Source organism: Amycolatopsis sp. NPDC051106, assembly GCF_040682775.1.
In the GTDB taxonomy this organism is placed as follows: Bacteria; Actinomycetota; Actinomycetes; order Mycobacteriales; family Pseudonocardiaceae; genus Amycolatopsis.
Window position 1 is genome coordinate 53,743 of record NZ_JBFBBQ010000014.1, and the last position, 21,559, is coordinate 75,301.

Sequence of the window (21,559 nt, forward strand, 5' to 3'; positions counted from 1 at the left end):
GTGCCCATCAAAAGAGGAAGTAGCGTTGGGCCATCGGCAGTTCCGTCACCGGCTGCGGCTCGATCAGCTCGCCGTCGACGTGCACCGCGAAGCTGTCCGGCTCGACGCGGACGTCCGGCGTGGCGTCGTTGAGCACCATGTCCGCCTTGGTCCGCGCCCGCGTGTTCGACACGGCGACCAGCGGTCGCGTGATGCCGAACGTCTCGCGCAGTCCACTGTCCAATGCGGACGGCGCGACGAAGTGCAGGCTCAGCGCCGCACCGATGTTCGCGCCGAACATCGGGCGGGCCATGACCGGCTGCGGCGTCGGGATGGACGCGTTCGCGTCGCCCATCGCCGCCCACGCCGGAAAGCCGCCCTTGAGGACGACGTGCGGCCGGACGCCGAAGAACTTGGGCTCCCACAGCACCAGGTCGGCGAGCTTGCCGACCTCGACCGAGCCGATCTCGGTCTCCATGCCGTGTGCGATGGCCGGGTTGATCGTGTACTTGGCGACATAGCGACGCGCGCGCAGGTTGTCGGCCGCGCCGTCGCCGGGCAGGGCACCACGACGCCGTTTCATGACGTGCGCGGTCTGCCACGTCCGGATGATCACCTCGCCGATCCGGCCCATCGCCTGCGAGTCCGAGCTCATCATCGAAATGGCGCCCAGGTCGTGCAGCACGTCCTCGGCGGCGATCGTCGACGGCCGGATCCGGCTCTCGGCGAACGCGAGGTCCTCGGGCACCGACGGGTTGAGGTGGTGGCAGACCACCAGCATGTCGAGGTGCTCGTCGAGCGTGTTGGCCGTGTGCGGCCGGGTCGGGTTGGTCGACGACGGCAGGATGTTCGGCAGCGAGACGACCTCGATGATGTCCGGCGCGTGCCCGCCACCGGCCCCTTCGGTGTGGTACGCGTTGATCGAGCGGCCGCCGATGGCGTCCACAGTGGACTCCAGGAAGCCCGCTTCGTTGAGCGTGTCGGTGTGGATCGCGACCTGCACGCCGGACTCGTCGGCCACGGTCAGGCAGGCGTCGATCGCCGCGGGTGTCGTGCCCCAGTCCTCGTGCAGCTTGAAGCCACCCGCGCCCGCCGCCAGCTGCTCACGCAGCGCCTCCTGCCGGACGGTGTTCCCCTTGCCCAGCAACAGGACGTTGACCGGGTAGCCGTCCATGGCGGACAGCATCCGGCCGAGGTTCCACGCGCCGGGCGTGACGGTCGTGGCCTTCGTGCCCTCGTTGGGCCCGGTGCCGCCCCCGACCAAAGTGGTCAGTCCCGCGGCCAGCGCCGTGTCGACGAGCTGCGGGCAGATGAAGTGGACGTGGCAGTCGATGCCGCCGGCGGTGAGGATCTTGCCGTTGCCGGCCAGGACCTCCGTCGACGGCCCGATGACCAGGGCCGGGTCGACGCCGTCCATCGTGTCCGGGTTGCCGGCTTTGCCGATGCCGACGATCCGGCCGTCGCGCACGCCGACGTCGGCCTTGACGACACCCCAGTGGTCGAGGACGACCGCGCCGGTGATGACCAGATCGGGCGCGCCCTCGGCGCGCGTCGCCATCCCTTGGCCCATCGACTCGCGGATGACCTTGCCGCCGCCGAAGAGCACCTCGTCGCCCGAGCCGCCGGCCCCCATCGAGCGGTCCTCGGTGACCTCGATCAGCAGGTCCGTGTCGGCGAGCCGGATGCGGTCGCCGGTGGTCGGGCCGAACAGCTCGGCGTAGCGCTCGCGGTCGATCTGCGGCATTTCAGAACTCTCCCGAAAATTCGGACCGCAAGCCCGGAACTCGGCGCGCTCCGGCGAGCGGAACAAGATCGACTTCCCGTTCGACGCCAGGTTCGAATCGCACCGACGTGCCGGCCGGGACGTCGAGCCGGTGCCCGCGGGCGGCGTCGCGGTCGAATTCGAGGCCCGGGTTCACCGCCGCGAAGTGGTAGTGCGAGCCGACCTGGACCGGCCGGTCGGCGAGGTTGCGCACGAGCAGCCGGACGCGCGGGCGGCCGGGGTTCAGCTCGACCGGCTCGGCGCCGGGGATGATCTCACCTGGGTGCATCCGGCCCTCCTCAGACGATCGGGTCGTGCACGGTGACGAGCTTCGTGCCGTCCGGGAAAGTGGCTTCGACCTGCACGGATTCGACCATCTCCGGCACGCCGTCGAGCACCTGCGCCCGGGAGAGCACGGTCCGGCCACTGGCGACGAGCTCACTGACGGTGCGCCCGTCGCGGGCCCCTTCGAGGACGTGGTCGGTGATCAGCGCGACCGCTTCCGGGTAGTTCAGCCGGACGCCGCGGTCCAGCCGCTTCCGCGCGACGTCGGCCGCCACGTGGATCAGCAGCTTGTCGCGCTCCTGCGGGCTGAGGTGCATCGCTCAGGTCTATCACCCGGACCACGGTCCCGCGTGGTTCGGAAACATACCTTTAACCTGGGCTTCGTCACACTGCGTACCGAAAATTCTCCGGCCGTACAGCCTCGGTGACTGAATCGTTCTCGTAATCGTGACCGAAACCACCGCATCTTTCGATTGCCCCCCGGCGATCGAGGGAGCAAGGTCTATCCATCCGTGCGATGGTGCGCGCTTTCCGTGCGCTATTCCGTCCGCGCGAGCACCACCACCAAGACGGGGAAGAAAGCGCACCGAAAGGTTCCGCGAAACAGTGACTACCTCCACGATCACCAAGCCACAGCCGTCCGGCGAACCCGACGACGGCTTCCGACCGGGTCTGGAGGGCGTCGTCGCCTTCCACACCGAGATCGCCGAACCCGACCGGGACGGCGGTGCGCTGCGGTACCGCGGCGTCGACATCGAGGACCTCGCCGGCAAGGTGACCTTCGGTGACGTATGGGGCCTCCTCGTGGACGGCCGGTTCGGCCACGGCCTCCCGCCCGCCGAGCCGTTCCCGCTGCCGGTGCACACCGGCGACGTCCGGGTCGACGTCCAGGCCGCGCTGGCCATGCTCGCGCCGATCTGGGGCTACCGCCCGCTGCTCGACATCACCGACGAAGAAGCCCGTGAGCAGCTCGCCCGCGCCTCGGTGATGGCGCTGTCCTACGTGGCGCAGTCGGCCCGCGGCATCGGCCAGCCCGCCGTGCCACAGACCCGCGTCGACGAGGCCCACTCGATCACCGAGCGGTTCCTGATCCGCTGGCGCGGCGAGCCGGACCCCGCGCACGTCAGGGCGCTCGACGCCTACTGGGTGTCGGCCGCCGAGCACGGCCTCAACGCGTCGACCTTCACCGCCCGCGTCATCGCGTCCACCGGGGCCGACGTCGCGGCGGCCATGTCCGGTGCCATCGGCGCGATGTCCGGCCCGCTGCACGGCGGTGCCCCGGCGCGCGTGCTGCCGATGATCGAAGAGGTCGAGCGCACCGGTGACCCGGCGGGCCTGGTCAAGGGCATCCTCGACCGCAAGGAACGCCTGATGGGCTTCGGCCACCGCGTCTACCGCGCCGAGGACCCGCGGGCCCGCGTGCTGCGCCGGACCTGCAAGGAGCTCGGCGCGACCCGCTACGAAGCGGCCGTCGCGCTGGAGCAGGCGGCGCTGAAGGAGCTGCGCGAGCGCCGTCCGGACCACCCGATCGAGACGAACGTCGAGTTCTGGGCCGCGGTCATCCTGGACTTCGCGCAGGTGCCGCCGCACATGATGCCGTCGATGTTCAGCTCGGCGCGCACCGCCGGCTGGGCCGCGCACATCCTGGAGCAGAAGCGCACCGGCCGTCTGGTGCGCCCTTCCGCGAAGTACGTCGGCCCGGCGCCCCGCACGCCCGAGGACGTCGAGGGCTGGGAACTGGTCACCAAGCACTGACCCCGCGCCGGAGGCGGCACTTTCGTGGGGAAAGTGTTCCGGAGGTAAACCCTCCGCATTACTTCACCCGAAAGTGTTGCCTCCTTCGTGGGCCATGGTGACGCTGAGCATGGCCGTGAGCTGGTCGACCAGCCAGGTGTCCAGGTGCTCGCGCGGGAGCGTGCGCTCTTGGAGCCAGCTGAGCAGAGCGCCTTCGACTACCGCCGTCCAGCAGCGCAGGGTCAGGGACAGCAGCGGCGAGGGGTCGGTGACGCCGAGGGCGTCCAGGATCAGGGCCACCGCGCGGTTGCGGACCTCGTCGATCGCCGCGTCCGTTTCGGACGTCGCGATCACCGATCCGCTGCGCAGCAACGCGATGTAGCCCGCGCGGTAGTGGTCGGCGACGTCGATCAGGCCGCGGACGGCCGCGCACAGCCGCGCCTCCGGCGGGCCCTCCTCGAGACCGGCCAGGCCGTCGATGAGCCCGTCGGTGACCGTGCGCAGTGCCTCCACCTGCAGCTCGCGCAGGCTCGAGAAGTACCGGTAGAACAACGGCCGCGACACCTCGGCGCGCACGACGATGTCGTCCACGGTGACCAGCTCCGGCGCCCGCGAGCCGAACAGGTCGAGTGCGGCGCGGATCAGGTCGTCACGGCGGGCCTGCGGCGACATCCGCCGCGGCCGGCTCACGGCGTCAGGTCCAGCTTCGCCGCCGCGCGCAGCAGTCCCGGCGTCAGTCGCGAAAGGACCAGCGCGGCCTTGGCCTCCGGAGTGGACGGTGCGATCGCGGTGTCCTTCTCCACGGCCCGCAGGATGTCCTTCGCCACGCCTTCCGGACCGAACCCACGCCGGGCGTAGAGCTTCGAGCTCTGCTGCTGACGCCGTCGCTGCTCCTCTTCGGACACTCCCACGAACCGCGTGGTGTTCGTGATGTTCGTCTTCACGATGCCCGGGCACACCGCCGTGACACCGATGTGGTGCTCGGCCAGCTCGGCGCGCAGGCAGACGCTCAGCGTCAGCACGGCGGACTTCGTCGTGGCGTAGGCGGTGAGGATCTTCGACGGCAGGTAGGCGGCGGCCGACGCGAGGTTGACGATCTGGCCGCCTTCGGCGCGCTCGGCAAGCATCGGCGCGAAGGCGCGGCAGCCGTGGATCACGCCCCAGAGGTTGACGTCGATGACGCGTTCCCAGTCTTCGACGGACGTGTCGAGGAACGGGCCCGACATGCCGATCCCGGCGTTGTTGACCACGATGTCCGGGACGCCGTGGTTCTCGCGCACATCGCGAGCGAAGCGGTGCACGGCCTCGCCGTCACTGGAGTCCACTGTGTACTCCGCGATGCCGTGGTCTCCCAGCAGCTTCAGGGTTTCCGCGGCCGCCGCCGGATCGATGTCGGTGATGACGAGGTCGGCCCCTTCGGCGGCGAACGCGAGGGCGGTGGCCCGGCCGATCCCGCTGCCCGCGCCGGTGACGACGACCAGCTTGTGCTCGAACCGGCCGGCGCCCACCCGCGACTTCTTCAAAGCCCGGCTCTCGGCGCCGGTTTCGGCGTACTCGATCAGCTCGGCCGCGGCGCGCGCGACCACCGCCGGCTTGGCGCGGGTCACCCAGTGCGTCCCGGCGATCGGGCGGATCCGCAGGTCCGGCACCCAGCGCGCGATCTCCGTCTGCAGCGGCGTGGTGACGTAGGCGTCCCCGGTCGGCGCCAGGACCTGCACCGGGACGTCGGCGGCGCGGGGCGCGGGGCGGGACAGCCGGGTGAACATGTTGGCGCGGTAGAGCTCGAGGCCGTGCAGGCCGTCGCTCTTGTCCGGCTTCGCGGCGTCGGGCTCCATGCGCTGGATCTGCTTGCCCAGCAGACCGGTGCGCCACAGCAGATCCGGGATCAACGGCACCTGGAACGCGAGGATGTACCACGAGTGGAGGAACTGGCTCAGGGCGTTCTTGAGCCGCTTCGGCGTCGGGCGGGTGAGCTGCGCGCGGAACCACGCGCCGGCGTGGTCGAGGCTCGGGCCGGAGATCGACGTGTAGGACGCGATCCGGCCGGGCAGGCCGGCTCCGGTGACGGCGTGCCAGGTCTGGATCGAACCCCAGTCGTGGGCGACGAGGTGAACCTTGCCGTGCGGCTGCACCTCGTCGACGACCGCCCGGAGGTCGTCGGCCAGCTGGTCCAGCCGGTAGGACGCGCGTCCCGGGGGCTTGTCCGACTGTCCGGCGCCACGGACGTCGTAGGTGACGACCCGGTGTTTCGCGCGCAGCTCGGCGGCTACTCCACCCCACATCGAGCTGTTGTCGGGGTAGCCGTGCACGAGCACGACCGTGGGCCCGTCTTCGCGGCCTTCGACGTGGACCGAGAGGCGGACACCGTCACTGGCGGTCACCCACTTGTGAGACATTCTGTCATGTTAGACAACTTGTCAACAGTACGATTCACCCACGCGGCGGCTGGTGGCCGGATGGCGTTCATGCATCCGACGCGATTTCGCTTGTATGACAGCGTTTTCGTGGTTCCACGGGAAACCGAGCGGCCCGGCTGACGACTCTGTCCACCGTTCGATGGACACCGGGATTCAGCTGAGCGTTGCTCCCCATCGAGACCGGGGACGGCCAGGCTGTAAGCCATGACCCCAGCAGTGAGCGTGCGCGGCCTGCGCAAGCAGTACCCCGGTCACCTCGCGGTGGCCGGGCTCGACCTGGACATCGCCCGGGGCGAGGTCTTCTCCCTGCTCGGCCCGAACGGCGCCGGCAAGACCACGACCGTCGAGATCCTCGAAGGCCACCGGCAGCGGACCGACGGCGAGGTCACCGTCCTCGGCGAGGACCCCGGCAAGGCCGGGCGGGCCTGGCGGTCGCGCATCGGGATCGTCCTGCAGACCGCCAACGACGCCGCCGAGCTGAGCGTCGCCGAGACCGTGCGGCACTTCGCGAAGTACTACCCCGACCCGCGCGATCCCGACGAGGTGATCGAGAAGGTCGGGCTCACCGAGAAGGCCAAGGCGCGGGTCAAGACGCTCTCCGGCGGGCAGCGGCGCCGCGTCGACGTGGCACTGGGCATCATCGGGCGGCCCGAGCTGCTCTTCCTCGACGAGCCGACCACGGGCTTCGACCCCGAAGCGCGGCGGCACTTCTGGACGCTGATCAGTGAGCTCGCCGCGGAAGGCACCACCATCCTGCTGACCACCCACTACCTCGACGAGGCCGAAGCGCTCGCCGACCGCGTGGCGGTGATCGCGCGGGGCGAGATCGTCGCGCAGGACACGCCGCAGAACCTGGGAGGCCGCGCCGCCGCCGAGGCCACCGTGCGGTGGACCGACGAACGCGGTGAGCACGCCGAGCGCACCGCGTACCCGACCAAGCTCGTCACCGAGCTCTCTGCTGGGGGTAGGGAGCTCGCCGGGCTGACCGTGACCAGGCCGAGCCTGGAGGACATCTACCTGGACCTGATCGGAGACAAGGCATGACCGCCGCGACGTCCGGGGCCGGGGGCTCCGCCACCCGGAACTCCCCAAACCTCCCCGGCCCGCTGTCGCTGGGGCTCGCCCGCGGCGGCACCGAGCTGCGGCAGTTCTTCCGGCACCGAGAGCAGGTCGTCTTCACCTTCTCCCTGCCCGCCGTCCTGATGATCCTGCTCGGGTCCATCTTGGACGGTCCGACGGCCCTCGCCGGCGTCACGTCCGGGCAGCTGCTCGCGGCCGGGATGATCGGCTCCGGCATCGTGTCGACGTCGTTCAACAGCATCGCGACCGGCGTCTCGGCCGACCGGGAAACCGGGGCGCTCAAACGCCTGCGCGGCACGCCGATGCCCTCGGCGGCGTACTTCATCGGCAAGATGGTGCTGGTCGCGGTGTCCAGCCTGGCGCAGACCGTGCTGATGGCCGCGGTCGCCGTGCTGCTGTTCGGGCTCGAACTGCCGTCCGAGCCGGCGAAGTGGCTGACACTGCTGTGGGTGTTCGCGCTCGGGATCGTCTCGTGCACGCTGCTCGGCATCGCGCTCAGCTCGCTCGCGAAGTCCACCACCGGCGCGGTCGCCGTGGTGCAGATGCTGTACCTGGTGCTGCAGTTCATCTCCGGCGTGTTCGTCACGCCGATCACGAACCTTCCGAAGATCATGGTGGACATCGCGTCGTTCTTCCCGCTCAAATGGATCTGCCAGGGCTTCCGGTCGGTCTTCCTGCCGGACGGCGCGGTCGGAATGGAGATGGCTGGTTCATGGGAACTCCCGCGGGTGGCGCTGGTGCTGGGGATCTGGTGCGTGGTGGGCGCGGTGCTGGCGCGGCTGAGCTTCCGGTGGACCGACACGAAGTGAAGGACGCCTGGGACCGGTTCAACTGGCTCTGGGAGATCCTCTTCGCGGTGGCGTACGTCGCCACCACGGTCCTGGTGCTGCTGGACGAGACCGACCCGGTCCGCGCCGTCGTCGCGGTCGGGGCGCTCACCGCGCTCGCGCTGACCTACCTGCTGTGGGGGCGCCGGGTGGTGCGCGACGACGGGCACCTGAAGCAGCGGTGGACGCTGGCCCTGGCGGTCGTGGCGCTGGTCGCGGTCGCGATGTTCGCCAACACGACGTCCAGCTTCATCCTGTTCATGGTGTGCCCGCTGCTGTTTTCGACGCTCGAGTTCCGCCCGGCCGCGGTGCTCACCACCCTGGCGATCGTGCTGAGCCCGCTGTCGTCGATCGCGGCCGACGGGCTGCGGGGACCGGCGCTGCACATCTTGCTGCCGATGACGGCGATCCTCGTCGTGTTCGGAATCCTGTCCGGCAAGTTCATCCTGCACCTCATCGAGGAGAGCCGGGGGCGGGCGGACCTGATCGACCGGCTCGAAGCGAGCCAGGCCGAGGTCGCCCGGCTCTCCCGCGAGGCGGGCACGGCGGCCGAGCGCGAGCGGCTCGCCCGCGAGATCCACGACACGCTGGCCCAGGGCTTCACCAGCATCGTCACGCTCGCCGAGGCCATCGAGTCCGAACTGGACACCGACCCGGCGGCGGCGCGGCGGCACGTCGAGCTGGCCGCCCGCACCGCGCGGGAGAACCTCGCCGAAGCCCGCACGATGGTCGCCGCGCTGGCGCCGACCGATCTCGCGTCCGGGTCGCTCGTGGACGCCGTCCGCCGCCAGGCCGGCCGGCTCGCCGACGAGACGGGCGTGGCGGTCGAGTACGAAGTGGACGGTGCGCTCCCGGCTATCGGCATGGCGGGCGAAGTGGTCCTGCTGCGCGGCGCGCAGGAGGCGCTGACCAACGTCCGGCGGCACGCGGCGGCGTCGTCCGTCTCGGTGCGACTGTCCGTTGTGGACGATTTCGCGCGGCTGTCCGTCCGGGACGACGGCACCGGCTTCGACCCCGACAGTGTCAGCGGCTTCGGCCTGCGCGGCATGCGGTCCCGGGCCGAGCAGGTGGGTGGCAGACTGAGCGTCCGAAGTGGCCCGCGCGGCACCGAACTCACCCTGGAGGTGCCGGCTTGATCCGCATCATGCTCGTCGACGACCACCCCGTCGTCCGCGAGGGACTCCGCGGCATGCTCGAAGCCGAACCCGACCTGACGGTGGTCGGCGAAGCGGGCTCCGGTGACGAAGCCGTCGCGCTCGACCGCGTCGTGCGGCCGGACGTCGTGCTGATGGACCTGCGGATGCCCGGGCTGGACGGCGTAGGCGCGACGAAGCGGATCCTGCGCGAGCAGCCGGGCCGGCGGATCGTGGTGCTGACGACGTACGAGACGGACGCCGACATCCTGCGCGCGGTCGAGGCGGGGGCGTCGGGTTACCTGCTGAAGGACGCGTCGCGCACGGAGCTGGCGAACGCAATCCGCGCGGCGTCGCGCGGGGAGACCGTGCTGGCGCCGTCGGTGGCCGGGAAGCTGGTCAACCGGGTGCGCAACCCGGAGCCGCAGTCGCTGTCGGCGCGAGAGGTGGAAGTGCTGCGCCTGGTCGCGAAGGGCGGCACGAACGCGGACATCGGCCGGGCGCTGCACATCAGCGAGGCCACGGTGAAGACGCACCTGCTGCGGGTGTTCGGCAAGCTCGGCGTGTCCGACCGCACGGCCGCGGTCACGACGGCGATGTCCCGCAACCTGCTCGGCTGAAGGCCCGGGACCTGCTTCACCGGCCGGAGCGCGGCAGAATGCCCCCATGCTTGAGTCGACCGAACACGCCCTGCTCCGCCGGATCGCCCACGAGCAGGCGGCCTGCCGCGCCCCCTCGCTCGTCGCCGCCGTCGTGCGGGACGGCGAGATCGTCTGGTCCGGGAGCCGTGGGCGCGTCGGCGACCGGCCGCCCGGCACCGACACCCAGTACCGGCTGGGCTCGATCACCAAGACCCTCGTCGCCACCGCCGTCATGCGGCTGCGCGACGAAGGCCTCCTGGACCTCAACGACCCGCTCGAAAAGCACGTCCCGGGCACGCCCTTCGGCGCCGCCACCGTCGCCCAGCTGCTGTCGCACACCTCCGGCCTGACGTCCGAGTCGCCCGGCCTCTGGTGGGAGCGCACCCCCGGCGCCGACTGGGACGTGCTCGCCGGGAGCCTCGCCGAGGGCGCGACCAAGCACCGGCCGGGCGCGAAGTTCCACTACTCGAACGTCGGCTACGGCGTGCTCGGCGAGCTCGTCTCGCGCCACCGCGGCAAGGGCTGGCTCTCCGTGCTCGACGAGGAGGTTCTCGGCCCGCTCGGGATGACCCGCACCACCCCGCACCCGGTCGGCGAGCACGCGCAGGGCTTCGCCGTGCACCCCTTCGCCGACGTCCTCCTGCCGGAGCCGAGCCCCGACGCCGGGGCGATGGCCCCCGCCGGGCAGCTGTGGTCCACCGCCACCGACCTCGCCCGCTGGACGGCGTTCCTCGGCGGCCACGACGGCGGTGTGCTCGCGCCGGAGACCCTCGAGCAGATGCGGACCATGGTCACCGTCGACGACACCGACGTCTGGACGACCGGGTTCGGCCTCGGCCTGATGCTCGTGCGCTACCAGGGCCGGCGCCTCGCCGGGCACACCGGCTCGATGCCCGGCTTCCTCGCCGTCACTCTGGTCGACCCGGTCGCGCAGACCGGCGCGCTCGTGCTCACCAACTCGACGGCCGGCGTCGGCATCACCCAGCTCTGCCTGGACCTGATCACGATGACCGACGAGCGGGAGCCGCGCCTGCCCGCCGAGTGGCAGCCGTCGGCCGTCGACCCCGCGCTGCTCGCCCTCACCGGGCTCTGGCACTGGGGCCCGACGCCGTACCACCTGCGCATCCAGGGTGACGGGCTGCTCCTGCTGGCCCCGGCCGAGGGGGCCGGGCGCAGCTCGCGGTTCCGCGCCACCGGCCGCGACACCTACGTCGGCCTCGACGGCTACTACGCGGGTGAGACGCTCGAAGTGGGCCGCGGCTCCGACGGCGTCGCCACGCACCTCGACCTCGCGACGTTCATCTTCACCCGCACGCCGTACGACCCGGCGGCGCCGGTGCCGGGCGGCGTCGACGGCTGGCGCTGACTGCCGGGCCCCGCTCACACCCCCAGAGCGGTGGTGAGCGGGGCCCCTCAGGTCAGTGCGGCGGCGCCGGCCGTGTGCCCGACGGCGGCGGCGAACCGGTGGGCGAGGCGTTTGCCCTCGCCCCAGTCGAACAGGCCGAACTTCAACTTCGTCAGGACGGTGAGCGTCGCCCCTCCCGCGGACGGCGCGACCGTCGCGGTGATCTCCTGTCCCCAGCTGAGCATGGTCATCCCGGTGCGGCAGGACACGTAACCACGCTGCGGGTCGTAGAACGGGCCCTGCCCGCGGATCGCCGCGACCCCGGCGGGGAGCGCGTTCCACAGCGCCTGTGGTGGCACCGGGAAGGTCTGCTGCACAGTCGTCATGGCGGGAAAGCTACCGGTGCCCCGGCGGGGCGGGACCGTGTTTTTACCCCCACGGCGATGGTGTCCGATGAGCCCGACGGCGTAGCTGTCGCTGCCTCCTTCACGCCGACGCGAAGCTACTGAGCCCCGGGCGCGCCGGACAGCGAGATTCCCGGCGGCGTCCCTCCCGGACCAGCCGTCGTTCCACATACCGGACACCCGAGAACCACCTTCACCAGCCGCATCCCGACCTGAGAGACTGGCCACATGACCGACGCTGAGTTGACCATCCCCGCAGACCTCAAGCCGGCCGACGGCCGCTTCGGCTGCGGACCGTCGAAGGTCCGCGCCGAGCAGCTGAGCGCCCTGGCGGAGTCCGGCTCCACCTACCTCGGCACTTCGCACCGGCAGAAGCCGGTCAAGTCCCTCGTCGGACGCGTCCGGGCGGGCCTGTCCGAGCTCTTCTCCCTGCCCGAGGGCTACGAGGTGATCCTGGGCAACGGCGGCACCACGGCGTTCTGGGACGCGGCCGCGTTCGGCCTGGTCCGCGAGCGCTCGCAGCACTTCACCTACGGCGAGTTCTCCTCGAAGTTCGCCAGTGTCACCAAGGGCGCGCCGTTCCTGGCCGACCCGATCGTCGTCAAGGCCGACGCGGGCAGCGCCCCCGACATCGCCTACGAAGCCGGCGCGGACCTGGTCGGCTGGGCGCACAACGAGACGTCGACCGGTGTCGCCGTCCCGGTCCGCCGCCCCGAGGGCAGCGACGGCGCGCTCGTCGCGATCGACGCCACCTCCGGCGCCGGCGGGCTCCCGGTCAAGGCCGAGGACTTCGACGTCTACTACTTCGCGCCGCAGAAGTCGTTCGCCGCGGACGGCGGCCTCTGGATCGCGCTGGCCTCGCCCGCCGCGGTCGAGCGCATCGGCGAGATCGGCGGCGGCGACCGCTGGATCCCGGAGTTCCTGTCGCTGACCACCGCGCTGGACAACTCCCGCAAGGACCAGACGTACAACACCCCGGCCGTGGCCACGCTGTTCCTGCTCGCCGAGCAGATCGAGTGGATGAACGGCCAGGGCGGCCTCGAGTGGACGACCGCGCGCACGAAGGACTCGTCGTCGCGGCTGTACGAGTGGGCCGAGAAGACGAGCTACACCACGCCGTTCGTGAAGGACCCGGAGCTGCGCTCGCAGGTCGTCGGCACGGTGGACTTCGCCGACGAGGTCGACGCCGCCGCGGTCGCGAAGGTGCTGCGCGCCAACGGGATCGTCGACACCGAGCCGTACCGCAAGCTGGGCCGCAACCAGCTGCGCGTCGGCCTGTTCCCGGCCATCGACCCGGACGACATCACGAAGCTCACCCAGAGCATCGAGTACGTCGTCGAGCGCCTGGGCAGCTGAGCTAGACGTCCGTGAAGGCCTCCTTACCGGCCGAGAGAGCCGGTAAGGAGGCCTTCACGGCTTTCAGGCGACGCGCGGCGAAGGCGGCCAGGACCAGCAGCGCCAGGCCGAACAGCTCGTAGGACTCCGTGGCCAGCCACCAGCCGGCCGAGGGCGCCGGGCGCGGCGCGAACCACATCGGGCCCCAGATGAACAGCGCCAGCCCGGCCACGACGACCGCGCCCGACCACCACGCCACGACGCGGTCGGAGCGCCACGAACGCCAGGCGTAGTACCCGGCCAGGACGAGGATCGGCACGCACCAGGTCCAGTGGTGGGTCCACGAGATCGGCGACACCAGCAGCCCGCCGAGCGCGCACGCGGTCAGCGCGAGCACCGGCTCGCCCGCCCGCACGATCACCACCGCGACCACGGCCATCACGGCGAGCGCGGCCAGCAGCCACAGGACGTTCCCGGCGGTCTCCGGCAGCCCGAGCCGCGTGACCAGGCCCTTCAGCGACTGGTTGCCGACGTAGTCGACACCGCCGATGCGGCCCGCGTCGAACACGAGCTTCGTCCAGTAGGTGAAGGACGCCGACGGCCGGACCAGCCACAGCAGCGCCCCGGCCGCGACGAACCCGGCGACCACCCGCGCGGCCGACTTGAAGTCGCGGCGGACCAGGAAGTAGACGACGAAGACGGCCGGCGTCAGCTTGATCGCCGCGGCCACGCCGATGAGCAGGCCCTTGGTGCGCCGGCGGTCGCCGGGGAGCAGGACGTCGAGCACGACCAGGACCATGAGCAGCGCGTTGATCTGGCCGAAGCCGAGCGTCGAGCGCACCGGCTCGAGCAGGGCCCCGGCGAGCTGCGCGCCGATGGCGACGAGCGCGGCCGCCGTCCGGCCGGTGACCTTCGACGGGTCGGTGAGCGAGCCGTTGAGCGTCGCGACGTAGAGGTAGGCGACGACGCCGGTCGCGACGATCGAGGCGATGCTGACCAGCTTCATCGTCACGGCGAAGGGCAGCAGCGTGCCGGGCAGGAACACGGCCGCGGCGAACGGCGTGTAGGTGAACGGCAGCAGGATCTGGTGGGTGGTCGGCACCCAGGCGTCGTACGGCGAGCCCTGCCCGGCCAGCGCCTTGGCCCCGCCGAGGTAGACCTCGAGGTCCAGGCCGTCGAACCGCTTGAGCACGAGGACGAGCACGACGGCGGCGACCTCGAGCGCGGCGAGCGCCCCCGCAAGCTTCCGCCCGGACCAACCCGACACGTCTACCCCCACTCAGCCAGGCCCGACCGGCCGAGATTACCGGGCGCTCGGCGGCGGCCGTGCACCGGCAACCGCACTGACCTGGTGTTCGCGGGGGGTCAGCAGCAGCTGTGCATCGCCAAGCCGGTCGCCGACCTGGCGTTGACCGTGGTGTCCGCCGCCGCCTCGACGCCGGCGAGCATCCGGTCCAGTGCCGCGCGGCCGAAGACCCGTCCGGCCGCGATCACCGTGTCGATCCGGCGGACCGCGCGGATGTCGGCCACCGGGTTCGCGTCGAGGAGCACCAGGTCGGCCACCTTGCCGGGCGTGATCGTGCCCGCCGTCGCGGCGCGGCCGAGGAACGCCGCCGCGTCGCGGGTCACGACCTGCAACGCGCGGTGGGGCGACAATCCCGCCTCGACGAGGTGGTCCAGCTCGTCGTGCAAGCTGAAGCCGGGGAAGACGTACGGGTTCAGGCAGTCGGTGCCGCCGAGGAGGGCGACGCCCGCCCGGTGCGCCGCGCCCGCCAGCTCCACCTGCGCGTGGAAGTAGGCGTCCTGCTGCGCGATCTCCTCCGGCGTAACCGGCGTGCGGGTCCGCAGTTGCTCGGCCCAGACGTCCCGCACCGCGCGGGGCACGTACTTCAGCCGCGGGTCGTGCGCGAACGTGTCCGCGGGCGAGCACATCACCCGGTTCACGACCATCGTCGGGGTCAGCCGGGTTCCGTTGTGGATCAGCCGGCCGAAGAACTCCCGGGCCCGCCACGGGCTGTAGGCCTCCGTCGCCTGCCGGTCCAGCTCGCGGGCCAGGGTGAAGAAGTCGCGCGGGTGCGCCGGGTCGAACGGCGTCGCGGCGAGCGTGGCGAGAAACTCGTCCCGGCGCGCCGACGTGTAGACGGGGACACCGAAGAGGTGCTCGAAGCTGCGCTGGCCCGCGTCGCTCGCCACCGGCTGCGAAACCCGGTACGGCCAGTGCCCCGCGAACGGCAGCCCGGCGCGGCGGCACTCGTCGGCGATCGCGGCGAAGGCCTCCTCGCCCAGGTACGAGTACACCTTGACGAAGTCCGCGCCCTCGGCCTCGGCGGTCCGGACGGCCGCGCGGGCCTCCTCCGCCGTCGCCACCTGCGTGACGGGGGGCGCGAGCAGGGATACCGGGCCGTCGATGATCGAGCTGCCCATGACGACCCGGGGGCCGGCCAGCTCGCCACGGACGATCTTGTCCCGCACCGCGCGGTTCTCGGCGTAGCCCCACATCTCACGGATGCCGGTGACGCCGTTGGCCAGGTACAGCGGCGGGAAGATGGTCTCGTAGTCGAGGCCGTGCGTGTGCAGGTCCCAGAGCCCGGGCACGAGGTACCGGCCCCGGCCGTCGACGACCCGGACGCCGCCGCTCAAGGGCGGCAGGTCCGCGGCGGGACCGGTCCAGGCGATCCGGTCCCCGACCAGCACCACCGCCGAGTGCGGAACGGGCTCGGAGTCGGTGCCGTCGACGACGGTGGCCCCCAGCACGACGACGACGTCCGACCCGGCCGCGGCGGCCTCCTGCGCGAACACGGCCGGCGCGACCCCCGCGGCGGCGAGCCCCGCCCCGGCGACCGCCAGCCATCGGAGGAAGTCACGCCGCTTCGCCTCGACCCGCTCCACGGCGGCCCCCTATCGCTCGGGATGCCGCTCATTCAACCCGTCCGGGGGAGGCCGCGAATCTTCCAACGTGCGCTCTTCCCGCTCCGCACGCTCGGAGTTAGCACTTTCCCGCCCCAGTGATCCGGAGTGCACGCTCCGCAACACTTTCCCCACGAAAGTGACGCGGAGCCGCGCCCTCCGGTGCACTTTCATGGGGAAAGTGGCGGGTCAGGCCAGCGCCTGCGTCGGTGCCAGCCGGGCCGCTCGCACCGCCGGGTAGGCCCCCGCGATCGCCCCCACCAGGGCCGCCACGCCGACTCCGCCCGCCAGCGTCGCCCAGGGCAGCACCGCGGGCCAGCCCTGGCTCAGCGCGTAGCCCGCCGTCACCAGCACCCCGGCCAGCACCCCCGCAAGCCCGCCCAGCCCCGACAACAGCACCGACTCGGCGAGGAACTGCCCGCGGATCTGTCTCTTGGTCGCCCCGAGCGCGCGGCGCAGGCCGATCTCGCGCCGGCGTTCGAGCACCGAAATGACCATCGTGTTGGCCACCCCGACCCCGCCGACCAGCAACGCCACCCCGCCGAGCCCCAGGAACAGCGCGCTGTACGTCGTGTCCGTCAGCTTCTGCGCGGCCAGCGCTTCCGACGGTCGGCGCACCTCGACCTCGTTCGGCGCCTCGGGGTTCAGCGTCGCGCCCAGCACCGAGCGCACACTGTCCACTTGGGACTCCTCCGCGCGTACGTACACAGTGGACGGATGGCCGTCGAACCCGAGCAGCCGCTTCGCGACGTCCCAGCCGACCAGCACCGACCGCTCGATCTCCGGCGCCAGCGGCATCGGGGCGAGGATCCCGACCACGGTGAACCACTGGGTCCCGATCAGCACCTGAGTCGGCCGGGCCGGGTCGACGTGGTCGATGCCGAGGCGGGCCGCGGCCTGCGCGCCGAGCACCGTCACCGGGTAGTCCTGGTTGCCCGCGGCGAGGAACGCACCGGTGCGGACCTTCCCGCCGAGCACGCCCAGCAGGTCCGGCTTGGCGGCGAACACGGCGAGCCCGGACGTGTCGTCCGCCGCGATCTTGTCGCTGCGCCGCACGCTCGCCGACGTGTTCCCGGTGCCGCTCGCCGCCTGCACCGGCCCGATCCGCTTCGCCATCGGCACCGCGGCGTCCGGCAACACGGCGTCGTTCCCGAACAGCGTCTGCCCCGGCCCGGCGGTGAGCAGGTTCGTGCCGAGCGCGGCCAGCCGGTCGTGCAGGGCCTGCGCGCCGGACGCCGGGATCGCCAGCACCGCCACCATCGCCGCGACGCCGATCGCGATGCCCAGCGCGGAAAGCACCGCACGCACCGGCCGCGTGCGCATGCCGTGGGCACCGAGCGCGACGACGTCCGGCGGCTTGAGCCGGGCCGGTTCCGGCAGGGTCACCAGCGTCATCGCGCACCCACCAGGCCGGTGTCGAGCCGCAGCCGGCCGTCGAGCAGTTCGATCCGGCGCGGCATCCCCGCCGCGATCTCCCGGTCGTGCGTGATCACGACGATCGTGGTGCCGCCGGTGGACAGCTCCCCGAGCAGCGCGAGCACGGACGCGCCGGTGCCGGTGTCGAGGTTGCCGGTCGGTTCGTCGGCCAGCAGGATCGACGGCTCGTTGACGACCGCCCGCGCGATCGCGACACGCTGGCGTTCCCCACCGGACAGCTCACCGGGCCGGTGCCACGCCCGGTGCCCCAGCTTGACGCGGTCGAGCGCAGCCAGCGCCCGTTCGCGCCGCCGTCGCCGCGGCACCCCGGCGTAGAGCAGCCCGGTGCACACGTTGTCCACCGCACTCATCCCTTCGTCGAGGAAGAACTGCTGGAACACGAACCCGATCCAGCGCGAGCGCAGCGCGGAGACCTTGCGGTCCGGGAGCGCGGCGACGTCGTGGCCGTGCAGCTCGATGCGGCCCGACGACGGCCGGTCGAGCGTCCCCATCAGGTGCAGCAGGGTCGACTTGCCGGACCCCGACGGCCCGACGATCGCGACCATTTCACCGTCCTCCAACGCGAGCGAGACGCCGTCGAGCGCGGCGACCCCACCGGGGTAGGTGCGCGTGACCTCGTGGACGCGCAGCACGGGCGTCACGACGTCGTCACCACCCGCATGCCCGCGGTCAGGCCGGTGCCGGTGACCTCCACTTTGCCCCCGCTGAACAGTCCGGTTCGGACAGCCACGAGCCGCCGCTGGCCGTTTTCGTCGACCTCGACGGCGTAGCCGCCTTCGGCGAGCGCGAGCAGCGCGCCGACCGGGACCGCGAGCACCCCGGAGTGGACGTCCTTGGTGAACCGGACGGTCGCCGGCGCCGAGTCGAGCGAGCCGGCGACGGCGGGGTCGTCGAGCCGGACGCTCACGGTGATCTTGGGCTTGCCGTCGTCCTGGCCCGCCCCGTCCTTGCCCTCGACCGCGGACCTCCCGACGTCGGTGATCGTGCCCGCCGTCGTCTTCCCGTTGATCGTCACGGACGCCTTCGCGCCCTGCTGCGCGAGATCCTGCTTCGCCGCGTCGAGCTTCACCTGCACCGAGCGGACGGTCCCGGTCGTCTTGAGCACCTCGCCCTGCGCCGGCGAACCGGGCTTGGCCGACAGCGCCGACACGCGGACCTCGGCCGCCGCGAGCACGACGTCGCCCTGGCCGAACGCGCCGGTCTGCTCCAGCCCCAGCGACTTCTGCCACTTCTTCACCGCGGCCGCCGTCGCGGAGGTGAACTTCTTGTCCGGCGTGCCGAAGCCGCCGAACCCGCACGCCTTGAGGTTCTCCTCCAGCTGCTTGACGTCGGCGCCGTCGTCCGCGCCGGTGGCGAGGTCGCGGTAGAACGGCAGTGTGCCGTAGAAGAGCGGCACCGGCTTCGCGTCCACGCCGTACACCGGCTTGCACCGGGTGATCGTGGCGCCGGCGTCGGGCAGCGACGTGATCGTGCCGGGCTTGCGGCCGGCGACGGTCGATTCGTCGCCGTAACCGAGGGTGCCGTCGGCCTCTTCCTCCTCGCTGAGGTCGGTCTTGACGACCTCGGCGGTTTCGACCGACGGCGGCGCGGCCTCCTTGACGGGCGTCGCACTCGACACGCGCGTCAGGATCACGACCGAGCCGGTGCCCAGCACCACGACGAGGACGGCGACGACGACGAACCAGCGCGTCCGGCCACGGCGGCGCGCCTTCAGGTGGGTCACTTCGTTCATTTGCCCGCCTCGGAGCTACGGCTCATGCCGAGCCCGCACGCCTTCGCGGCGGCTTCGAACTTCTTCGGGTCGTCGCCCGGGCCACCGATCCGCGTCGCGCCCTTGCCGCTCGGGTCGGGGTCCGGCATGTCGATGCCGTGCTCGCGCATGCACTTGGCGTCCTTGCGCATCTTGTCGAGCTCCTCGGCGCTCGGCGGCTTCATCTCGCCGCCGTTGGGCATGAGGTGCTTGCACTCCTTCTGCGCGGTCTCGATCTTCGAGGCGTCGGCGCCGTCGCCGCCCAGGGTGATGGCCATGCCACCGCTGCCGTCACCGGCCGGTTTGGGGTCGGGCATGTCGACGCCGTGCTCGCGCATGCACTTGGCGAAGTCGCGCATCTTGTCTTCGTCGCTCTTGCCGCTGGTGTCGGCCGCTGCGGGGCCGCCCGACTTCGGCGGGGTCGAGATCGACGCGACCTTGCCGCCGTCGTCCGCCTTCGCGCCGCAGCCCCCGAGCAGCAGGGCCGCCCCGAGCGCCGCGACGATGATCCGTGTCCGCATGGCTCGCTCCTTTCGTGTCCGGATGGGTGCCAGGTCTACGGATCGGGGCATTCGGGCGCGCTAAGCGACGTCGCTTATGCGGTCCTTATGGCCTCCCTGCGCAGACTGGGCGGGTGCGCGTGCTGGTGGTGGAGGACGAACGGCTGCTGGCCGACTCCGTGGCGGAGGGGCTGCGGCGGTTTTCGATGGCCGTCGACGTCTGTTACGACGGCGAGCAGGCCCTGGAACGCGTCGGCGTGCACGGCTACGACGTCGTGGTCCTCGACCGCGATCTGCCGAAGGTGCACGGCGACGACGTCTGCGCCGCGGTGGTGCGGGCGGGCGGCGAGGCGCGCGTGCTGATGCTGACCGCGGCCGCCGACGTCACCGACCGCGTCGCCGGCCTGGGCCTCGGCGCCGACGACTACCTGACGAAGCCGTTCGCGTTCGCCGAGCTGGTCGCCCGGGTGCAGGCGCTGTCGCGGCGCGCGCGGCCCGCGTTGCCGCCGGTGCTGGAGCGCGACGGCGTCGTGCTCGACCTGCCGCGGCACCAGGCCGCCCGCGACGGCCGGTTCCTGCTGCTCTCGCCGAAGGAGTTCGCCGTGCTCGAGGTGCTCATGCGGGCGGAGGGCGCGGTGGTCAGCGCCGAGGACCTGCTGGACAAGGCGTGGGACGAGCACGCGGACCCGTTCACGAACGCGGTGCGCGTCGCGGTGATGACGCTGCGCCGGAAGCTCGGCGACCCGCCGGTGATCGGGACCGTGCCCGGTGCCGGCTACCGGTTCGGCACCCCGTGAACGGCATTTCGGTCCGGACGAAGCTGACGGCCTGGTACGGCGCGCTCTTCCTGCTCGCCGGGCTCGTGCTCGTGGTGATCAACTACCTGCTGGTCCAGAGCACGCTGCCGGACCCGGCCCGGGTCGCCTTGACGACGATCGGTTCGGCCGACGCCACCTATGGGACCCCGGCCGGCACCGCCATGCCGGCCGAGGGCGGCACGGTGCGGCTGCTCAGCGGCTCGCTGGAGGACTACCGCTCCTCGACGCTGTCCACGCTGGTCGTCGGCTCGGCGATCGCGCTGGTCGCGACGGCGGCGCTGGCCGTGCTGTTCGGCTGGCTGATGGCGGGCCGCGCGCTGCGGCCCCTGCACGACATCACGTCGGCGGCGCGCCGGCTCGAAGCGGGCAAGCTCGACCGGCGGATCAACCTGGAAGGGCCGCCCGACGAGCTGAAGGAGCTGGCGGACACGTTCGACGGCATGCTCGACCGGCTCGCGGAGTCGTTCGACAGCCAGAAGCGGTTCGTCGCGAACGCGTCCCACGAGCTGCGGACGCCCCTGGCGGTGCAGCGGACGCTGGTCGAAGTGGCGATGGCCGACCCCGAAGTGGCCCCGGAACTGCGGAAGCTCGGCACGCACCTGCTGCACACGAACGAGCGCAGCGAACGGATGATCGAGGGCCTGCTGATCCTGGCCCGCAGCGACCGGGGGCTCACCGCGCGTGCCCCGGTCCGCCTCGACGAAGTGGTCGCGGCGGTGGTCCGGGCGACGGCCGCGGCGGCGTCCGCGGCGGGGGTGAAGGTGGAGACCCGGCTGCGGCCGCGCGTCGTGGCGGGCGACCCGGTGCTGCTCGAACGGCTGGTGACGAACCTGCTGATGAACGCGATCACGTACAACGCCGCCGGCGGCTGGGTGTACGTCGAGGTCCGCGGCGACCCGGCGCTGGAGGTGCGCAACTCGGGGCCGGTGGTGCCGCCCGAAGCCGTGCCGACGCTGTTCGAGCCGTTCCGCCGGGCCGGTTCGGAGCGGACCGGCGACACGCGCAACGCCGGGCTGGGGTTGTCGATCGTGCGGTCGGTCGCCCAGGCCCACGGCGGCTACGCGGAAGCCCAGCCCGGCCGGCGCGGCGGGCTGACGGTGACGGTTCGCCTGCCGCCCTCGTGATCCACTCGATCGTGACTTACCGTGTCCGGCGTGTCACCCGGCGGCCGCCGACCTGGGTGATCCATGATGCGAGCGTCGCAA

General features: G+C 71.9%; 21 protein-coding genes. 9 read left to right on the plus strand and 12 right to left on the minus strand.

The genetic code is table 11. The features are described from left to right. Positions 1–7: 7 nt before the first annotated feature. The 3 genes from AB0M83_RS13930 to AB0M83_RS13940 are packed head-to-tail and all read right to left on the minus strand — an operon-like array spanning position 8 to position 2,343. On the minus strand, positions 8–1,723 hold the full coding sequence (locus tag AB0M83_RS13930; RefSeq protein WP_364516783.1) for an urease subunit alpha: 1,716 nt from the start codon (positions 1,721–1,723) through the stop codon (positions 8–10). A gap of 1 nt (position 1,724) precedes the next feature. Next, the gene (locus AB0M83_RS13935; protein ID WP_364516785.1) at positions 1,725–2,030 is read right to left on the minus strand and encodes an urease subunit beta; all 306 of its coding nucleotides are present in this window, start codon (positions 2,028–2,030) and stop codon (positions 1,725–1,727) included. Between the two features lie 10 nt (positions 2,031–2,040). Further along, positions 2,041–2,343 carry an urease subunit gamma gene (locus AB0M83_RS13940; protein WP_364516787.1) on the minus strand — a complete coding sequence of 101 codons (303 nt, stop codon included), beginning with the start codon at positions 2,341–2,343 and terminating at the stop codon, positions 2,041–2,043. A 289-nt stretch (positions 2,344–2,632) separates the two neighbouring features. Between AB0M83_RS13940 and AB0M83_RS13945 the strand changes: the two genes are divergently transcribed. Continuing rightward, a complete protein-coding gene (locus AB0M83_RS13945; RefSeq protein WP_364516789.1) occupies positions 2,633–3,781 on the plus strand; it encodes a citrate synthase 2 in 1,149 nt (382 codons plus the stop codon). A 63-nt stretch (positions 3,782–3,844) separates the two neighbouring features. Here the strand turns inward: AB0M83_RS13945 and AB0M83_RS13950 are convergent, their stop codons facing one another. Together AB0M83_RS13950 and AB0M83_RS13955 are read right to left on the minus strand one after the other, a co-directional pair. Beyond that, positions 3,845–4,432: a TetR/AcrR family transcriptional regulator gene (locus AB0M83_RS13950; RefSeq protein WP_364516944.1), complete on the minus strand. Its 588-nt coding sequence runs from the start codon at positions 4,430–4,432 to the stop codon at positions 3,845–3,847. 14 nt (positions 4,433–4,446) lie between these two features. Continuing rightward, on the minus strand, positions 4,447–6,141 hold the full coding sequence (locus tag AB0M83_RS13955; RefSeq protein WP_364516946.1) for an SDR family oxidoreductase: 1,695 nt from the start codon (positions 6,139–6,141) through the stop codon (positions 4,447–4,449). 240 nt (positions 6,142–6,381) lie between these two features. On the opposite strand from AB0M83_RS13955, the gene AB0M83_RS13960 reads away from it, so the two are divergent. From AB0M83_RS13960 to AB0M83_RS13980, 5 genes are read left to right on the plus strand one after another with little or no spacing between them, the layout of a single operon-like run. Next, on the plus strand, positions 6,382–7,221 hold the full coding sequence (locus AB0M83_RS13960) for an ABC transporter ATP-binding protein (protein WP_364516791.1): 840 nt from the start codon (positions 6,382–6,384) through the stop codon (positions 7,219–7,221). Beyond that, on the plus strand, positions 7,218–8,066 hold the full coding sequence (locus AB0M83_RS13965) for an ABC transporter permease (RefSeq protein WP_364516793.1): 849 nt from the start codon (positions 7,218–7,220) through the stop codon (positions 8,064–8,066). The genes AB0M83_RS13960 and AB0M83_RS13965 overlap by 4 nt, the downstream gene beginning before the upstream one ends. Continuing rightward, a complete protein-coding gene (locus AB0M83_RS13970; RefSeq protein WP_364516948.1) occupies positions 8,063–9,220 on the plus strand; it encodes a sensor histidine kinase in 1,158 nt (385 codons plus the stop codon). Before AB0M83_RS13965 ends, AB0M83_RS13970 begins: the two co-directional genes overlap by 4 nt. Next, positions 9,217–9,837, plus strand: a complete 621-nt coding sequence (locus tag AB0M83_RS13975; RefSeq protein ID WP_364516795.1) for a response regulator transcription factor — start codon at positions 9,217–9,219, stop codon at positions 9,835–9,837. Before AB0M83_RS13970 ends, AB0M83_RS13975 begins: the two co-directional genes overlap by 4 nt. Positions 9,838–9,883: 46 nt before the next feature. Continuing rightward, complete coding sequence (locus AB0M83_RS13980; RefSeq protein ID WP_364516797.1) at positions 9,884–11,224, plus strand: serine hydrolase domain-containing protein; 1,341 nt, start codon at positions 9,884–9,886, stop codon at positions 11,222–11,224. Between the two features lie 47 nt (positions 11,225–11,271). Here the strand turns inward: AB0M83_RS13980 and AB0M83_RS13985 are convergent, their stop codons facing one another. Further along, entirely contained in the window at positions 11,272–11,589 is a 318-nt protein-coding gene (locus AB0M83_RS13985; RefSeq protein ID WP_364516799.1) for a hypothetical protein, read from the minus strand. 246 nt (positions 11,590–11,835) lie between these two features. Here AB0M83_RS13985 and serC point away from each other — a divergent pair, with 246 nt between their 5' ends. Then, complete coding sequence (gene serC, locus AB0M83_RS13990; protein WP_364516801.1) at positions 11,836–12,963, plus strand: phosphoserine transaminase; 1,128 nt, start codon at positions 11,836–11,838, stop codon at positions 12,961–12,963. A gap of 1 nt (position 12,964) precedes the next feature. On the opposite strand, the gene AB0M83_RS13995 is transcribed toward serC, so the two are convergent. The 6 genes from AB0M83_RS13995 to AB0M83_RS14020 all read right to left on the minus strand — a co-directional run bounded on the left by AB0M83_RS13995 (position 12,965) and on the right by AB0M83_RS14020 (position 19,557). After that, the gene (locus tag AB0M83_RS13995; protein WP_364516803.1) at positions 12,965–14,209 is read right to left on the minus strand and encodes a glycosyltransferase 87 family protein; all 1,245 of its coding nucleotides are present in this window, start codon (positions 14,207–14,209) and stop codon (positions 12,965–12,967) included. Positions 14,210–14,307: 98 nt separating this feature from the next. Further along, positions 14,308–15,831 (minus strand): amidohydrolase family protein, encoded by a 1,524-nt coding sequence (locus AB0M83_RS14000; protein ID WP_364516805.1) that lies wholly within the window; start codon positions 15,829–15,831, stop codon positions 14,308–14,310. A gap of 207 nt (positions 15,832–16,038) precedes the next feature. Beyond that, complete coding sequence (locus tag AB0M83_RS14005) at positions 16,039–17,244, minus strand: ABC transporter permease (protein ID WP_364516807.1); 1,206 nt, start codon at positions 17,242–17,244, stop codon at positions 16,039–16,041. Further along, positions 17,241–17,927 (minus strand): ABC transporter ATP-binding protein, encoded by a 687-nt coding sequence (locus tag AB0M83_RS14010; RefSeq protein ID WP_364516809.1) that lies wholly within the window; start codon positions 17,925–17,927, stop codon positions 17,241–17,243. Before AB0M83_RS14010 ends, AB0M83_RS14005 begins: the two co-directional genes overlap by 4 nt. Beyond that, complete coding sequence (locus AB0M83_RS14015; RefSeq protein ID WP_364516811.1) at positions 17,924–19,018, minus strand: peptidoglycan-binding protein; 1,095 nt, start codon at positions 19,016–19,018, stop codon at positions 17,924–17,926. Before AB0M83_RS14015 ends, AB0M83_RS14010 begins: the two co-directional genes overlap by 4 nt. Then, positions 19,015–19,557, minus strand: a complete 543-nt coding sequence (locus tag AB0M83_RS14020) for a hypothetical protein (protein ID WP_364516813.1) — start codon at positions 19,555–19,557, stop codon at positions 19,015–19,017. The genes AB0M83_RS14015 and AB0M83_RS14020 overlap by 4 nt, the downstream gene beginning before the upstream one ends. 113 nt (positions 19,558–19,670) lie before the next feature. On the opposite strand from AB0M83_RS14020, the gene AB0M83_RS14025 reads away from it, so the two are divergent. Further along, complete coding sequence (locus AB0M83_RS14025) at positions 19,671–20,333, plus strand: response regulator transcription factor (protein ID WP_364516815.1); 663 nt, start codon at positions 19,671–19,673, stop codon at positions 20,331–20,333. Further along, positions 20,330–21,478, plus strand: a complete 1,149-nt coding sequence (locus AB0M83_RS14030; RefSeq protein WP_364516817.1) for an ATP-binding protein — start codon at positions 20,330–20,332, stop codon at positions 21,476–21,478. The genes AB0M83_RS14025 and AB0M83_RS14030 overlap by 4 nt, the downstream gene beginning before the upstream one ends. Positions 21,479–21,559: the final 81 nt, after the last annotated feature.

Coding starts and splice junctions, on each gene's coding strand:
- AB0M83_RS14005 (WP_364516807.1), bottom strand. CDS start 17,244: ATGACGCTGGTGACCCTGCCGGAACCGGCCCGGCTCAAGCCGCCGGAC.
- AB0M83_RS13960 (WP_364516791.1), top strand. CDS start 6,382: ATGACCCCAGCAGTGAGCGTGCGCGGCCTGCGCAAGCAGTACCCCGGT.
- AB0M83_RS14020 (WP_364516813.1), bottom strand. CDS start 19,557: ATGCGGACACGGATCATCGTCGCGGCGCTCGGGGCGGCCCTGCTGCTC.
- AB0M83_RS14015 (WP_364516811.1), bottom strand. CDS start 19,018: ATGAACGAAGTGACCCACCTGAAGGCGCGCCGCCGTGGCCGGACGCGC.
- AB0M83_RS13935 (WP_364516785.1), bottom strand. CDS start 2,030: ATGCACCCAGGTGAGATCATCCCCGGCGCCGAGCCGGTCGAGCTGAAC.
- AB0M83_RS13930 (WP_364516783.1), bottom strand. CDS start 1,723: ATGCCGCAGATCGACCGCGAGCGCTACGCCGAGCTGTTCGGCCCGACC.
- serC (WP_364516801.1), top strand. CDS start 11,836: ATGACCGACGCTGAGTTGACCATCCCCGCAGACCTCAAGCCGGCCGAC.
- AB0M83_RS13980 (WP_364516797.1), top strand. CDS start 9,884: ATGCTTGAGTCGACCGAACACGCCCTGCTCCGCCGGATCGCCCACGAG.
- AB0M83_RS13940 (WP_364516787.1), bottom strand. CDS start 2,343: ATGCACCTCAGCCCGCAGGAGCGCGACAAGCTGCTGATCCACGTGGCG.
- AB0M83_RS13950 (WP_364516944.1), bottom strand. CDS start 4,432: ATGTCGCCGCAGGCCCGCCGTGACGACCTGATCCGCGCCGCACTCGAC.
- AB0M83_RS13965 (WP_364516793.1), top strand. CDS start 7,218: ATGACCGCCGCGACGTCCGGGGCCGGGGGCTCCGCCACCCGGAACTCC.
- AB0M83_RS13985 (WP_364516799.1), bottom strand. CDS start 11,589: ATGACGACTGTGCAGCAGACCTTCCCGGTGCCACCACAGGCGCTGTGG.